The organism is Spiroplasma alleghenense, assembly GCF_003363775.1.
Classification (GTDB): Bacteria; Bacillota_I; Bacilli_A; order Mycoplasmatales; family Mycoplasmataceae; genus Spiroplasma_B; species Spiroplasma_B alleghenense.
On sequence record NZ_CP031376.1, the window covers coordinates 658,250 to 673,110 of the forward strand.

The following is a 14,861-nucleotide window of genomic DNA, read 5'->3' on the forward strand; positions in this document are numbered from 1 at the left end:
TATTAAACTCAAACAAATTGATACAAGTTAAATTGTACAATTAATGATTGTTGTAAATTGTTCTATTTAGTTTTCAAAGATCATTTGTCGCATATTGCGCCACAAATGAATATATAATATTCCAGAATAAAATACAACCTTTTTTGCAAAAAAAATGAATTTTTTTTGCATTTTTCGTCATTATTTTACGAAAGAATATTGATTTAATAATGAAGTTTAAAAAAAACCGGATTTAACCGGTTTTCTATTTAACTTTTAAAAATAGAGAATTGATAATTACTGATATTGATGATAACACCATGATTAAAGCGCCAAGTTCTGGGAAAATAAGTCCAAATGCTGCTAGTGGAATTGCTAAGACATTATAGAAAAATGCTCAAAATAAATTGGCTTTGATTTTTCTATATGTTTTTTTCGCAATAATAATTGCTTTGGTAACGTTTAAAATATCATCACGTAAAATTAAAACATCACTAGAACTTATCGCAACATCTGTGGCATTAGCAAAGGTAATTCCTACATCAGCTTCATTCAAGGCAATGGCATCATTAATCCCATCACCAACCATTGCAACACTATTGTAGATTTGACGCTTCTTAGCAATTTCTCCAGCCTTTTGGGTAATTTTAACTTCCCCCATAATCTCGCTCATTTGTAACTGAGTTCCAATTGCTAAGGCAGTTCTTTGTGAATCACCAGTTAACATAGCTGTGGAGATTTTTAAAGCTTTGAGTTGCTCTAGCATTTCTTTAGCATTAGGTTTAATTTTATCCCCAACCACTAAAAATGCTATTAAAGTTTTGTTAATTGCTAAATAAATAATCGTATTACCTTGTTCTTCATAAACTTTAGTCTTACTTAAAACTTTTTTAGTTTCAATTTTATTTTCAAGCATCAAGTTTTGATTACCTAAAAGATATTCTTGACTTTGGTATTTAGCTTTTAAGCCAAAACTGGGTAAAGTGTGATATTCATCAAATTCTCATAATGGGGTTTGACTAAATTTAGATTCTAAACTTTTAGCAATTCCTAAACCAATGGAGTGTTCGGATTGTTTTTCTAGATTGAAAACCATTTCTTCAATTTGAACTTTAGAATAATCGGCATTAATCATCACAACTTCTTGCAATTGGATTTGACCTTGAGTTAAAGTTCCAGTTTTATCAAAAACCACAAAATCAGTTTTAGCTAACTTTTCTAAACTGTCTGCTGATTTAAAGATGATTCCTAATTTAGCAGATTTGCTAGTTACTACCAGAATGGCTGTCGGAGTGGCTAGACCTAATGCACACGGACAAGCAATTACTAAAACTGTAATAGCTCGAACCAAGCTTATTTGATTTCAGCCTTGATAATAAATAGTTCATCCAATCAAGGTAATTATAGCTAAGACAAAGATTATCGGTACAAAGTAGCCTGAAATTTTATCAACAATTAATTGCAATTGAGTTTTACGTGTCTGAGCAGTTTTAACCATTTCAATTACTTGAGCTAAAGTTGATTGATTAACTAGTTTATTAACTTGAACAATTAAATAACCAGTTTGATTAATAGTTCCAGCACTTACCAGATCACCTTGCCCTTTTAAGACCGGCAAACTTTCTCCAGTTAACATACTTTCATCCACACTACCTTGTCCTGAAATTACCTCCCCATCAAAAGGAATACTTCCCCCGGCCTTAATAGCAATTTGTTCACCAACTTGAATTTCTTCTAACGGTTTTTCTGTAGTTTGACCTGACTTAAGCACAAAAGCAGTTTGAGGTACTAATTTTATTAATTGGTTCAAAGCATTACCTGTGCGAGTTTTAGCACCCTCTTCAAGTAGTTTACCCAATAAAACAAAAGCAATTATGGTGGCACTTAATTCAAAATAAAGGGTTTCTCCGCTCATGGTTGCTTGTCAGTTATTTAACCAAGCATTATAAATGCTTAACCCATAAGCTGATAGAGTTCCCACAACAACCAAGAAAGCCATGTTAGCTTTACGTGATTTAATTCCATTATAAAATTCTTTATAAAATCTTGCTCCTAAGATGAATTGAACGATTGAGGTGATGGTAAGTTGAAATCAAGGATTATGTAAAAATAGTACAAAGCTGTTATGAACTCCGCTTATAGCCAAAATCATCCCCAATCACATTGGCAAAGTTAATAGCAACGCTAAAGATACTTGTACAATCTTTAATATCATCGGTTTGTCAAACTGAGCTTGGAATTGGTTGTTCTTAACTAATTTAGCAGTATATCCAGCTTTTTTAACCGCTTTAATAATTTGCGAGTCATTGGCTTCTTCAACAAATACCACGGTCATTAAGTTTAAAGCTAAGTTTATTTCCACACTCTTAACTATTGGAAGTTTTCTAACTTGATTGGTAATTGAAACAACACAATTACTACAAGTCATTCCAATAATTTGATAGTCATTAGTCTTCAATTGTTAAACCTTCAATTTCATAACCCAATTGGGTAATTAGATTTTGCATTTCCAATACGCTTTTTTCATCTTTTAGTTGGCAAGTTAAGATTTGTGAATCAAAGTCTAAAGCAACTTTTTTAGCTTTAAGATTTTTTTGTAAAGTCTTAGTAATTTTGTCAACGCAATGTTGGCAATTCATTTTTTTTATAATAGCTTTAATTTTCATATTTTACCTCCTATTTGGCAATACGATCAATAAGATTATTAATTTCTTTAAATGCTTCTTCATGATTTTGGTTGTCGCTAATAACACAACCTTGAATGTGCTCATTCACCAGTTTCTTGCTCACCGAAAGCAATGATCCACGAATGGCACTGATTTGGTTGATGATTTCAACACAATATTCATTATTATTAATTTGATTGATAACTCCTTCAATTTGACCCTTAATTCGATTCAAATGTTGTTGGTAGTTTTTTTGTAATTCTTCATTTCGGATTGTGTGTTTTTTCATAAATCCTCCTATATACCCCTATGGGTATATCTAAATAATAACACTAATTTGCATAAAAAAGACAATTAATTTTCATTAATTGTCTTTTTTGTTTTTCCGAGTATTTTATAAGCAATTTGGGTTAACTTTTTTACTTTGATTAATTCAAAATCAATTTTACTTGCCAAAGCGTTCTTAAAAATTGTTTTCGAAGCGTCCTTTTTAATAAAATCCAAACTTTGGTAGTTAAAAATTTCCTCGTTGACTTTGAAGTTAAAACAAAAACAAATTTTTTTCTCAAAAATTTTAATTGTTAACTCACTAAATTCTTCTAAATCAACTTTACCAAGTCAACTTTTAAAATTAAGAATTTTAATAATTTTTTCAACTTGTTGCGATTCTTCAATATCATTTTTATCAAAACCTGTTTTTTCAAATAAATATTGATTTAAGTCATTTTTTAAAAATCTCTCTTGCATAGTTTCAGTAATTTCAAGAGTTATTTCGTTTTCAAACCAATATTTTTCATCAATTATTTCAAGTCCATAAAACTTTAGAGTAGTAAAATTATTTTTGTTATTTGGAAAATAAATATCTGCATAAGAAATTAAATTTTTATCAAATTGAAAATTCAAAGCTTGATTAATGTAAAAATCACTTGTGCCAACTAACGGAATAAAATCAAAGTTATCCTCAATTAGAGGGACTTGATCATCTAGACTTAAAAGTTGCATATTGATATCAATAATAATTTTGCTTCTCAAATCATATAAATATTCTCAATCCTCAAAATATTCAAAATTGTTCTCCAATTCCCGACGTTTAAAAAATGAAATTATAGCAAGAATTGCCCCAAGGACAAATATTAAAAATGGCAAAATATACATGCAAAATATTTTTAAAGATTGACCATTTTTAATATCTTTAAAGGCTTTATCAAATTCTTGATAAAGAATTGATGAGACATAAAAATAAATAAATGCTACTGCAATTAAAGACATTCCATAGTAGATTAACTTAGTAGACCATTTACTCTTTTCAAAATTGACAGTTTCAGAGTAAAAACTATTGACAGAGTTTGTTAATAATTTTTGATATTTTTGCTCTAAATTTGACTCCATAAATAATTCACCACCTTGATAACTATTTAAAATTACTAATTTTTTTGAAAAATAAATCTACCTTTTCATCAATGTCATCAATATTTCCATCAATTACTATGAAAGGAATTTTATCAATTCATTCCAAATATCATTGTTCATACAAACTATTTAGAAGTTCTCAAAAATGTTGTTTGACTCTTAGTTCTCCAGGAATAGCTCTTTGATTAATTCTATTAATTGAAGTTTCATCACTAACTCTCAAATAAACCACTAGTTCATATGATTTAATATTTTCGTTGTTAAAAATTGCTGGAATAATATTAGTTTCAAAAAAAGTTCGATAAGTGTCTCAATCTCTTTTATCTAGATTACCCTCTTCATAATTGGCATTCGCAAAAATTAATGTATCCATAACACCGCGATCAAAAACCACATTTTCTAAATTCTGTGATTCTAAAAACTGCTTCATACGTTCTGAGAGCATAAACAATTCCATTTTATAAGTATTTGAGTTTTTATCTTGAAATTGTTCATAAAGTTTATCAAAATATGGATTCTTATTCAAAGGTTCAGCATAGACCTTATAACCTAATTTATTATTTAAAGCATTGATAAAAGAAGTTTTCCCTGCCCCAACTGTTCCAAAAATTACTAGTCTCATTATTTAGCTCCCTTTTATATTTATCTATTTTAATACAAGTTTTAAGATTTTACTTATCTTAATTGAAATTTCTTGTAAAAATTGATCAAATTGAATTTCGCTTGAATTATTCAAAAGATTATCTGAGATAATCTTGATTATAACAATTTGCTTTTTGAATCTGTTTGCGACATGAGAAAGCGCCGCCCCTTCCATATCAAAAACTTCAACTCCAACATCAGTTTTCTTAACAAAATTATTAAATTTTTCTTCACTATTTATAAAAATATCACTAGATGCAAGAGAACTAATTTTGGGTTCAAAAATTTTTAAATTTTTGAAGAATTCTGCATTAATGTGAGGATTGTGGTAATATTTAGGCTCACCTGGTAATTGACCATAACTATAATTAAATCCAGTTAAATCAGCAGCTGAATAATAAGTTTTATCAATGATAACAACATCTTTTACATTCAATTCCTGTGAACAACTTCCAGCTGTTCCTATATTTATTATTTCTTTAATTTCTTTATGTTTTGTTAAAAAGACACTTAATGTTAAACTCGCATTTACTAGACCAATTCCCGTAATTAATAGATAGCTTTCTTTATTTTGATAATAGTTTAAAAAAAGATCATCTACTTTTGAAAATTCTAAACTATTGATTGTATCTTGAGCTTCTTCTATCATAGCAAAAATTAATAATTTCATTTTAATCCCCCATTAATCATTCATAATTCAATGTTGATATGCAGCTTCTAAAATGCTACCAATTTTATCATGACCATTCTTTTTCAAAGCATTATCATACTGATTTTTTAAAATGGTTTTAAATCCCTGAAGCAAGTCTTTTTCAACTAAACTGCGTAATTGTTCAACTCCAGGATAATCACGCTCTATACTCACCTTATCAGCACAAAATACAACCATATCCAAAGGACTCATTTCTAAACTAGCGACAGTGTGGTTGAATACCGCTTGTAGTATTTCAACATCTTGGATTTGTCAATCCTTTTGCAAATGTAAATATCCAGTGAAACTGTGTCAAACCGGAAATGGTTCACTAATCATTGGGGGCATTCATTTTTTTAAGTAATTGAAATGTTCTTCTTGAGTTCATCTTTTGGTTACATCATGCAATGTGCCTGCTACTCAAGCTTTATTTTGGTCTAGATTATTAATTTTGGCCAGATGTCTTGCCATCACCCCGACATTCAAACAATGCTGAAAGCGTTTTTCATCCATTTTTTGAGCAAGCCTTTCATTTAGATATAAAAGATTTTTATTAATGTATTCGTTAATTTCAGGATCTTGTAAATATACGTCTTGCAAATTTCTTATTTTGGTTGATGATAAATGATTATTGTTAAATTCAAAAACTTCCAAATTGTATTTTTCAACTATTTTCTTATTATAAAATTCACTTCTCAAAAAAACTTTAAAATTTATCAACTTAATTAATTCTGGAAAGTGATCTCAATTTTCAAAATCATCAAGTTGGTCACTTCCCATAATAAACGAAAATTCAAAATCTTTGTATTGTGGTTGGAACTTTAAATATTTAACAGTTTCATAAGTAAAACTTCTTTCTTGCTTGCGAATTTCATACTCATTTATTCTAATAAAATCGTACTTTTGTCTTACAATTTCTAACATTGCCAAACGATCTTTTATAGAACTATTTGTTGATTTTTTAAAAGGACTAAGATAATTAGGAATCATTCAAACTTCATCAAAACCCAAATTTTCCACACAAGCTTTAGCAATATTAATATGGTCTGTGTGAACCGGATCAAACGTCCCTCCAAATAAAGCTATTCTTCGCATACCAAAATCCTCAATTCTATTCTTTAGTTAAATAGTCCACGCCCTTTTCAACTTCAACTTTACTCAAATCCAAATAATCTCATTGACGCAATACTTCATATGTGGCAATTCCAACTGTATTGGCAATATTTAAACTTCTTCCAGTTGATACCATCGGGATTCTAAATACTCTTTCTAAATTTTCTTGCAAGATATTTTTTGGAATTCCAGTTGATTCCTTTCCAAAAACAATAAAAATTTCGTTATTAATTTCACTGAAATTAAAATCACTTAGAGGTTTTGAACCGTACCTGCTCAAACAAAAAAGCATCGCTTTAGGATTTTGTTTAATAAAATCTTCTCAATTATCATACTTAAAATAATTAACCCCTTCAAACGTATTGGCACTACTTCTTGCAAAATTACGACGATCAAAAATAAAACCAAAAGGTTCTATTAAATGAAGACTAGCATTAGTTAATGCAGCTGTTCTAAAAATTGCTCCTACGTTATCGGCAATTTCAGGCTCAAATAAAACTATATTAATCTTTCTGCCCATAATAATTCCTCCAATTATTTTATTTTTTTCATCACTCCAGTAAAGTTATTTCTGTAATAGTCATATCATTGATCTGGTGACTTATATTTTTCTGGAGCTTGAGTTACAAAATTAATATCGAACATCGGATCGTAACGATTCTGATCTTCAAAATTTAAAGCTCTAAATAGCAACTGAACATCTTCGATATTTATTTCTCCGCGAGATTTCAAGTTTCCGCTTTTGTCCAACATTGCAGTTTCCTTAAAAATTTTACGATAGTCTGGAAAGTAGTTAAATAAGTTTTCTAAATGAACATAAACATTTATTGAAACGATATTATACTTACTTTGCATTTGATAAAAATATTGATCTTTTTTCATAATTCTCCTTGTTAAATTTTATCTAAAAATTCTCTTAATTTTTGACAAGCAATAGCACGGTGAGAATATTTATTTTTCTCACTAGTGCTCATTTGAGCAAAACTATTTTGATGATTACTTGGAGCAAAGATCGGGTCATAACCAAATCCTTGATTTCCTGTTAGTTTTGTTAAAATTGTTCCCTGAATTTCTCCTCGAAAAACTTCTTTGATGTTAAGTTTTTTATTAAAAATAGCAATCACCGTCACAAAACTAGCTTGTCTTTGATCGATACTATTTAATTTATGTTCTAACATCTTTTCTAAAAGTTTATCATTGATTTTATTTCAATCTTTTTCCGGACTAGCCCAACGAGCTGATTTAACTCCAGGAAAGTTATCCAAACCAAAAATACATAAGCCTGAATCATCAGCAATTACAGTTTCATCAATGATATCATAAAGTGTTTGTGCTTTAAAAAGCGCATTTTCTTCAAACGTTTCAAAATCCTCGGGTATATCTAAAACTTCCTTAAAATCTAAAAGTGATTTTATTTCATAATTTGGTAGTAAAACTTTAAATTCTTCTACTTTATTAATATTTGCAGTTGCCACTCAGATATTCTTTTTCATGACTACTCCTTTGAAATAATAGTATAATATAATAATAACATATTTAGAATATATAATTTGAGGTGAATTATGAAAAATGTAACCTTTTTAGAATTAGGATTAACTAATTTAACATATCTAGAGAATGGTCTTTTTTGTAAAAAAAGTAATTTTATTGTTGATGATTTTTTAGATAGAAAAAATGAATTTCAAGTGCTTAAAGAAATTTCAAATTTGGAAAATAGCGTTCTTATTAAGCCAGTAAAATTTGGATTTAAAAGTAATTTATTTACTAGTAGTTATGAGTATTTTGATGACAGTGAAACGCTGGAATCACGCGAAATTAACCCTGAGATAATTTTAGAAATTGCAAAAGCAATCAAGAAAATGCACGAAATAAAACTAAAAAATTCAAAAGTTAAAAAATTTAATTTCAAGAAAATTCTTAATTTTTTTGAAGAAAATACTAAGAATTTAATTTTTGATTTAATACCCTTTAAGGAAAAAATATATAAAATTATTAATGAAAATCAGATCACAGAGTTTACTTTTTGTCACAATGATTTAGTGCCTGGTAATTTCCTATTTACCAATTCTGGGTTAAAAATAATTGATTATGACTTTGCAAGTTTGAACGATCCATTATTTGATTTAGCAAGTTTCGTAAGCGAAACTTTAAAACAAGACCCCCTATTTACTAGAACATTTTTAAAAGAGTTCGATCTGACAATTGATGAATATAAAAAAGTAACGAACTATATTTTTTATCAAAATTATTTGTGATGTTATTGGGCAATGTATATGTTCCAAAGAACCGAGAAAAACATTTTTCAAAAAATTGCTAAAGATAAATATGAGCAATTAATTAACACTAAGTTTTAAAATTTAATTATAAAAAAAAATCAATTTCAATGATTTTTTTTCATTGAAATTGATTTTTATTTCTTTTTTTTACTTTGATTAATTTCCTTAGAATCCAATTCCTTAGAAACTTTTTCTTGATAATTAATTTTACTTTTTTCACGCTCATTCAATTCATCACTAATTTTTCTTTGCAATTCTTTACGAAAGGCAGCTAATTCTGCTTCGCGTTCTTGATTTTTTTTAACTTTATCCTCATAGCGGCGAATTTTCAATAATTTTTTTTCAGGAATTGTCTCGTTATTTTTGAAAGCCTGATACATTACTTTCAAATCTTCTTGACGCTTGTTATCTTGATTACGCATTAAAGCGGTTAACATCGCTCCAAGAATTCCTGATCCAATTAAAATAAAAACTCCCAAAAATGCCTTTAAAACAATTCCTGAGGGACTGTTACCCAATCAAAGGCCATTATATATAAAAGAAGTCATTACCATTGATGTAATAAAGGCAAAAGTAAAGTTATCGCTTTCATGTCAGTTTAAATAAAAAAATAACATTGTACTAAAAATACTTCATGCAATTACCAATAAACAAGCTAGAACAACCCACAATTCTTTTGGCTCTGCTAAATCTTTGAAAAAGCTAAAGCTAAAATCTTTTCCCATTAGAAATCAAATTAGAAATGCTGGAATTATAGCCTCAATTCATAGTCAACCAAAACTAATTCAAAAAGGAGTTCTTTGCGCATTGAACTCATTTTTGGATTTTCCTTCTTTAATTTTTTCGTCTTTTTCGTTCATATTCAAAACCTCATTAATGAAATTATACACCAATTGAAATAAAAAAATCTAACCTAAGTTAGATTTATCATAGTTTTATAATGGAGCGGGTGAAGGGAATCGAACCCTCACAGTCAGCTTGGAAGGCTGAAGTTCTACCATTAAACTACACCCGCATTAATAACCTTTGATATAATACAAGATTTTGAAATTAATGTCAATAAGTTTTGTAGAAAAAAGTTAAAAATATTCATTTACAATACTTTTTCTAAATATTCTAATACTAAATTACAAGTTTTTTGAAAATCTTTAAGGTTATATTCAAATCACTGAATATCTTTTAATTGATGTTTAAACCAAGTGATTTGTTTTCTGGCATATCTTCTATTAGCGGTCTGCATATCCAAAATTGCTTGCTCATAAGTTATTTCCCTTTTCAAATATTTTACAATTTCTTTACCACCAATACATTTTAGTGCTTGGGCATTTTCATTGTAGTCATTTTCTTTGTACGCTTTTTTGATTTCTTCAAATAATCCTCTTTGAATTAATTTATTTACCCTACTATTTAAAGATTCATGCAAATCTTGTCGATTAGGATTAAGACCAATTATTATTAATGGATTAGAAAAAAACTTTTCTCCCCCATCCTTTATTAAATCCGTCTTTAATTCTTTTCTTTCAAAAACCACTGAATTAGCTCGCAATAATCTTTGACGATTATTTTCGTGAATTTTACTTGCAGCTTCACTATCAAAATCATTTAGCATTTTCCATAATTCAATATTACTATAATTATCTAGATCGGGATGGTAAAGTTGACCATATTTTTCTTCTTGAAAATGATATTTTTTTAAAAGAGCATTAATGTACAAACCAGTTCCTCCAACAATTATTGGAATTATACTTTGTTTCAATAGCGAATTTATAACTTTTCGACCCTCATTTTGAAACTGAGCAACTGAATAATTACCATTTACAGGAATCGTAGAAAGCAAATGATGTTTAATTCCTTCCATTTCTTCTGTTGTAATTTTATTTGTCGCAATATCTGTTCCTGAAAAAATCTGAGTTGAATCAGCATTGATACACTCGCCCTTTAATTTTTTTGCAATTTTTATAGACAGATCAGTTTTCCCAGAACCAGTTGGTCCAACAATTAAAATAATTGGAATATTATTCATAATTACTCCTTTGCATTTTTTATTTTTAAAAAATCTAAATTTTTAAATCACTTAAAAATAAAAAATGCCCCCACCCGCTATAACCATGTATAAGATAAGAAGCATTAATTTATATAGCGGTTTTATAACACTTACACATACTTAAGAATAAACTTTGTATTCTTTGTGCTTTCGCACAAATAAATTATACTATACATTTTAACAAAGTTTTAAGATTTAAATATTGAAGAGATAAAGAAATATCTTTAATTTCTCGTCACTACTCAAATTACAAAAATAACCACCATCGCAATATAAATGAAAGTAACTATTATTTTATAAAGTTTAGGTTTAGGTTTATTACTAGAATATCGATGCAAATTATAGGGACCATGATTATTTTTATCGTTGTTAACACGGCACTTAATAGCCATTCCTTCTTCTTGATAATCCTCTTGATTATTAGCGAGTCCTTGAGTAATAAAAAAACTAGTTCCTATTAGCAATATGTAAAAATATAATAATTTAACTTTTTTAATCATGAATTTAACCTCTTCTTTTAAAAAAAATTTATTTAAATCTAATATAATAATATTTTCCTGAACTTTATAAAAAAATAATGAAGCAAAATCTATTAAATTGTTATTTTATGTTCATCAAGAGGTGCCTGGTTTTATCTGTGATAATTCAGATGATGTTAAAAAAGCTGCAGCAAGGGTTGGAGACAAAGGTTCCATTCCTGGTATAATTGCAGTTGCAATGGCACCCAGACCATATAAAAGCAAGCTTAAATTTTTCGGTTTTAACATTTTCAGACTTTTCAAAACTTATATCATATTTTTTTGTTTTACTATTTATTTCATAGTTTTTTTAATTGGTTGTGAAATAACAGTTTCTAGATTTTGTGGTGACAAATTATCATTTACATTGGTTAATGTTGGAACAAAGTTCATTGCAAAAATCAATAGATTCATTTGGGGAACTCCTTTCTTTTAAAGAATTAAAATATTAGGTTTCTCATTGAAATAATCAATTGATTTTGCTTCAATATTTATATTAGCACTATTAAAAATAAAGTGGGTTACTTTTAAAAATTTCTTTAAAAGTAACCCACATAACATAATTAATTTATTAATTAATTTCAAATAAAAAAACATGTTTCAGAACATGTTTTTAAATTATTTTTTATTAGATTTTCTAATTTGTAAGTTAATGCGTTTTGGTTCAACTTTAGTATCTTGGAATAAAGTTGTTTTACGAACTTTTTGGATAACTTCTGCTGGAATTTTTACATCTCTTAATTCATTATATGTATCTTTTGTATCTCATGAACCAGTAACTGGTGCAATTCACATTTCATCTGGTTTACGTTTAACTTTTGCATTCATTCAGTGCATTGCAATGATGTTGTTTACTTCATCAGAATCACCATTTGGATCAGCTAAAGTTAATACTCAACCAAATTCTGATTCAAGGTTTTTTTCTTGAACTTTAATAATCGCACCACATACGTCACGACGGTAAATCGATTGGTTATGCCCTGAAACTGGTTCAGCTTTTTCTCAAATGAATTTTTCTTGAACTTCAGTCAATTTAATTCCTTCAACTACGATTTTTTTTGGTTTAGGATCACTTGCTTTTTTACGAGTTTCTAAGTGTTGTGGCTTAGATCCTTTTGATTTGTTTGTTGTTTTAGTAGCCATGTGCTCTACCCATCCTTTTCTTTTTTATTCGATTAGATTCTAGCAATAACTAATTTATAATTAATTACCAAAATACTTATATATTATATCAAAAAAATGGCTTTTTTAAAATAGTATATAAAAAATTTAAAACATTATAAAAAAAATATATTTTTTATAATTTTTTAAAATAAATATACTATTCTAATTATTTTCTTAGATTTAATTTTGCGATAATTGCTTTATAGCGTTCAAAATCATTTTTGATTAAGAAATTTAAGTGATGTTTTCTTTGTGAAACTTTTTTTAATAAACTTCTTCTTGAAGTGATATCTTTTTTATGTAACTGTAAGTGTTCAGTTAAGTTTCTAATATCATCTGTTAAAAGTGCAATTTGAACTTCAGCACGTCCAGTGTCTTTGTCATTTTGACCAAATTCTTTAATTATTTCGGCTTTTCTTGCTTTTAATACCATAATATTTTTCCCCCTTGTTTTTTTCACTGGTTTTGTTTTGACAAAGTATTAATTTCGGGATAAATTAAAACAATGACAAACTATACCCTTAGATATTATAAATGAAAAAATAACTATTTACCTAAATATTTTAAAAATATAACAGATTTTGGTTCAATTCCAATGATGTCAGATTCATTTATTTTTAAACGATTTGCAACAACATGGAAATAGATTTTTTTACCTTCGATCAAGCCTAAATACTTTCCGTCCATTACAGTTATTGCATTATCTTCAGATTCATACAAATTAGCTTTTATTTTAGAAATTTTCAACTCCAATTTCTTCAACATCATTTTATTTGCTTGAGCTACATGACCAGTTGAGATTAACTCCTTTAGTTCACTTGATGAAAATTCATCAACTCTGTGATAGATAACAACATTATCGGTTCCAAATTTGGCTAATAAATCATAAATATCCCCTTGTCCCCTAAATCCAAAATTAACATCGCTTCCAACTACAATTTTTTTAGCCATCAATTTTTCCATCATTCATTTAATGAATTCATCTTTGTCAATTTTTATCATTTCGTCGTTTACTTCAATTTCAATAATATAGTCAATATAGGTTAGTTCTTCAATTTCGCGATATTTAATTTCATTATCAAGAATTTGTTCTGAATTTCCACTTAAAAAAGATTTAACTTTTCTTGAAAATGTAACAACCACGGCCTTTAAATCGTTTTTAGTTGCTAACTTAGCTGTCTTTTTTAAAATTTCTTGATGAATTCTATGAATTCCATCAAAAAATCCGATTGTGACAACACTAGGTTCCTTGATAATTTGTTCTTCGATTGTTTTACTCAAATCGATTTTAATAATTTCCATTAGTAGCCCTCCATTTCGGCCTCTGTTTTTTTAATAGCCGGATCATCTTGCCAAAGACCTCTTTGGCAAGTATAAATGTGATTAGCGGCGTGTTTATATATTCCAATAACTTCTTTTTTATCATTTACAATAAAAACGATTGGAAAAGATACTCTTGGCAAAGTTATTGATTTACCTTGACGAACATCTTGTTCAAAATGATATTGAATTAATACTTGTTCTGATTTAATTAGTGTGTCGTACAAGGAAACTAAATGATCTCAATCAATTACATCTAAATTCTTTGAATTTGATAAATCAAATCCCCCCGAAGCTGTTCGTTCTAATTTGGAGACTGTTGCAATTGTATCTAAATCATTTGCAAAATCTGTTACAAAACTCCTCACGTAAGTACCCTTGCTGACTTTTAGCCGCAACGAAATTTCGTGATTTTTTTTATCATAATTAACAAATTCACATTTTTCAATCGTCACCGTTCTTGGAGTTATTTCAACTTGATCAGCTTGATTTTTACGAGCATACTCATATAGTTTTTTTCCATCAACTTTAATTGCTGAGTAAATTGGTGGGTATTGTTCATAGATATAACCATTATATTTTTTAACAATATTATTAATTAAACTTTTATCAAGTTTATAAGGTTCAACTTTATTTATGACCTTTCCGGTAATATCTTTGGTATCAGTATCTTCAAAAAGTTTCATTGTCACATTGTAGGTTTTATTAGCCGACAATAAAAAATCACTAACCTTGGTTGCTTGATTAACTAAAACAACCATCAGTCCTGAAGCAAGCGGATCTAGAGTACCAGCATGGCCAATTTTTTTAATGTTTAATTTTTTTTGAATTTTTTTGATTAAATCATTTGAGGTCATTCCAGAGGGTTTGTTAACTAAGAATATCCCTGATTTTTGTAACATTAATTCCACTCCTAAGTCCAATAAATTTATTTTACCTCAATTATTAGTCTAAAATACATAATTTTTGTTATTATACTAGAAATATAAATTTATAAATAAGCGATACTGCAATTAAAACAAAAGTAAAATTTTATGC

Annotated in this window: 19 protein-coding genes and 1 tRNA gene; 1 reads left to right on the forward strand and 19 read right to left on the reverse strand. The window is 28.1% G+C overall.

All coding sequences use genetic code 4. From position 1 onward, the window contains the following. Positions 1-244 precede the first annotated feature (244 nt). The 10 genes from SALLE_RS02945 to rdgB all read right to left on the reverse strand — a co-directional run bounded on the left by SALLE_RS02945 (position 245) and on the right by rdgB (position 7,994). Entirely contained in the window at positions 245-2,437 is a 2,193-nt protein-coding gene (locus SALLE_RS02945) for a heavy metal translocating P-type ATPase (RefSeq protein ID WP_115558144.1), read from the reverse strand. Beyond that, on the reverse strand, positions 2,427-2,645 hold the full coding sequence (locus tag SALLE_RS02950) for a heavy-metal-associated domain-containing protein (RefSeq protein WP_115558145.1): 219 nt from the start codon (positions 2,643-2,645) through the stop codon (positions 2,427-2,429). Before SALLE_RS02950 ends, SALLE_RS02945 begins: the two co-directional genes overlap by 11 nt. Before the next feature lie 10 nt (positions 2,646-2,655). Beyond that, positions 2,656-2,934 (reverse strand): metal-sensitive transcriptional regulator, encoded by a 279-nt coding sequence (locus SALLE_RS02955; RefSeq protein ID WP_115558146.1) that lies wholly within the window; start codon positions 2,932-2,934, stop codon positions 2,656-2,658. Between the two features lie 65 nt (positions 2,935-2,999). Then, positions 3,000-4,034, reverse strand: a complete 1,035-nt coding sequence (locus tag SALLE_RS02960) for a hypothetical protein (protein WP_115558147.1) — start codon at positions 4,032-4,034, stop codon at positions 3,000-3,002. A 22-nt stretch (positions 4,035-4,056) separates the two neighbouring features. Then, entirely contained in the window at positions 4,057-4,677 is a 621-nt protein-coding gene (locus SALLE_RS02965) for a deoxynucleoside kinase (RefSeq protein ID WP_115558148.1), read from the reverse strand. A 24-nt stretch (positions 4,678-4,701) separates the two neighbouring features. Next, positions 4,702-5,367 carry a 5'-methylthioadenosine/S-adenosylhomocysteine nucleosidase gene (gene mtnN / locus SALLE_RS02970; RefSeq protein WP_115558149.1) on the reverse strand — a complete coding sequence of 222 codons (666 nt, stop codon included), beginning with the start codon at positions 5,365-5,367 and terminating at the stop codon, positions 4,702-4,704. A gap of 12 nt (positions 5,368-5,379) precedes the next feature. Continuing rightward, a complete protein-coding gene (locus SALLE_RS02975; protein WP_115558150.1) occupies positions 5,380-6,483 on the reverse strand; it encodes a nicotinate-nucleotide adenylyltransferase in 1,104 nt (367 codons plus the stop codon). A gap of 16 nt (positions 6,484-6,499) precedes the next feature. Then, a complete protein-coding gene (locus tag SALLE_RS02980; RefSeq protein ID WP_162807978.1) occupies positions 6,500-7,024 on the reverse strand; it encodes a TrmH family RNA methyltransferase in 525 nt (174 codons plus the stop codon). Positions 7,025-7,035: 11 nt separating this feature from the next. Next, entirely contained in the window at positions 7,036-7,383 is a 348-nt protein-coding gene (locus tag SALLE_RS02985) for a hypothetical protein (RefSeq protein ID WP_115558152.1), read from the reverse strand. Between the two features lie 11 nt (positions 7,384-7,394). Then, a complete protein-coding gene (rdgB, locus tag SALLE_RS02990) occupies positions 7,395-7,994 on the reverse strand; it encodes an RdgB/HAM1 family non-canonical purine NTP pyrophosphatase (protein ID WP_115558153.1) in 600 nt (199 codons plus the stop codon). A 69-nt stretch (positions 7,995-8,063) separates the two neighbouring features. Between rdgB and SALLE_RS02995 the strand changes: the two genes are divergently transcribed. After that, complete coding sequence (locus SALLE_RS02995) at positions 8,064-8,855, forward strand: phosphotransferase (RefSeq protein WP_115558154.1); 792 nt, start codon at positions 8,064-8,066, stop codon at positions 8,853-8,855. Positions 8,856-8,911: 56 nt separating this feature from the next. On the opposite strand, the gene SALLE_RS03000 is transcribed toward SALLE_RS02995, so the two are convergent. The 9 genes from SALLE_RS03000 to truB all read right to left on the reverse strand — a co-directional run bounded on the left by SALLE_RS03000 (position 8,912) and on the right by truB (position 14,725). Further along, entirely contained in the window at positions 8,912-9,637 is a 726-nt protein-coding gene (locus SALLE_RS03000) for a DxFTY motif-containing membrane protein (RefSeq protein WP_115558155.1), read from the reverse strand. An 81-nt stretch (positions 9,638-9,718) separates the two neighbouring features. Beyond that, positions 9,719-9,792, reverse strand: a tRNA-Gly gene (locus SALLE_RS03005). Between the two features lie 78 nt (positions 9,793-9,870). Then, on the reverse strand, positions 9,871-10,800 hold the full coding sequence (miaA, locus tag SALLE_RS03010) for a tRNA (adenosine(37)-N6)-dimethylallyltransferase MiaA (protein ID WP_115558156.1): 930 nt from the start codon (positions 10,798-10,800) through the stop codon (positions 9,871-9,873). A 245-nt stretch (positions 10,801-11,045) separates the two neighbouring features. Continuing rightward, positions 11,046-11,321, reverse strand: a complete 276-nt coding sequence (locus SALLE_RS03015; protein WP_115558157.1) for a hypothetical protein — start codon at positions 11,319-11,321, stop codon at positions 11,046-11,048. Between the two features lie 105 nt (positions 11,322-11,426). Beyond that, positions 11,427-11,588, reverse strand: coding sequence for a hypothetical protein (locus SALLE_RS05955; RefSeq protein ID WP_162807943.1), 162 nt, complete (start codon positions 11,586-11,588; stop codon positions 11,427-11,429). Between the two features lie 369 nt (positions 11,589-11,957). Further along, positions 11,958-12,482, reverse strand: coding sequence for a hypothetical protein (locus SALLE_RS03020; protein ID WP_115558158.1), 525 nt, complete (start codon positions 12,480-12,482; stop codon positions 11,958-11,960). A 187-nt stretch (positions 12,483-12,669) separates the two neighbouring features. After that, positions 12,670-12,936, reverse strand: a complete 267-nt coding sequence (gene rpsO, locus SALLE_RS03025) for a 30S ribosomal protein S15 (protein ID WP_115558159.1) — start codon at positions 12,934-12,936, stop codon at positions 12,670-12,672. Between the two features lie 113 nt (positions 12,937-13,049). Further along, positions 13,050-13,805, reverse strand: a complete 756-nt coding sequence (locus SALLE_RS03030; RefSeq protein WP_115558160.1) for a nucleotidyl transferase family protein — start codon at positions 13,803-13,805, stop codon at positions 13,050-13,052. Then, positions 13,805-14,725 (reverse strand): tRNA pseudouridine(55) synthase TruB, encoded by a 921-nt coding sequence (truB, locus tag SALLE_RS03035; protein WP_115558161.1) that lies wholly within the window; start codon positions 14,723-14,725, stop codon positions 13,805-13,807. Before truB ends, SALLE_RS03030 begins: the two co-directional genes overlap by 1 nt. Positions 14,726-14,861 lie beyond the last annotated feature (136 nt).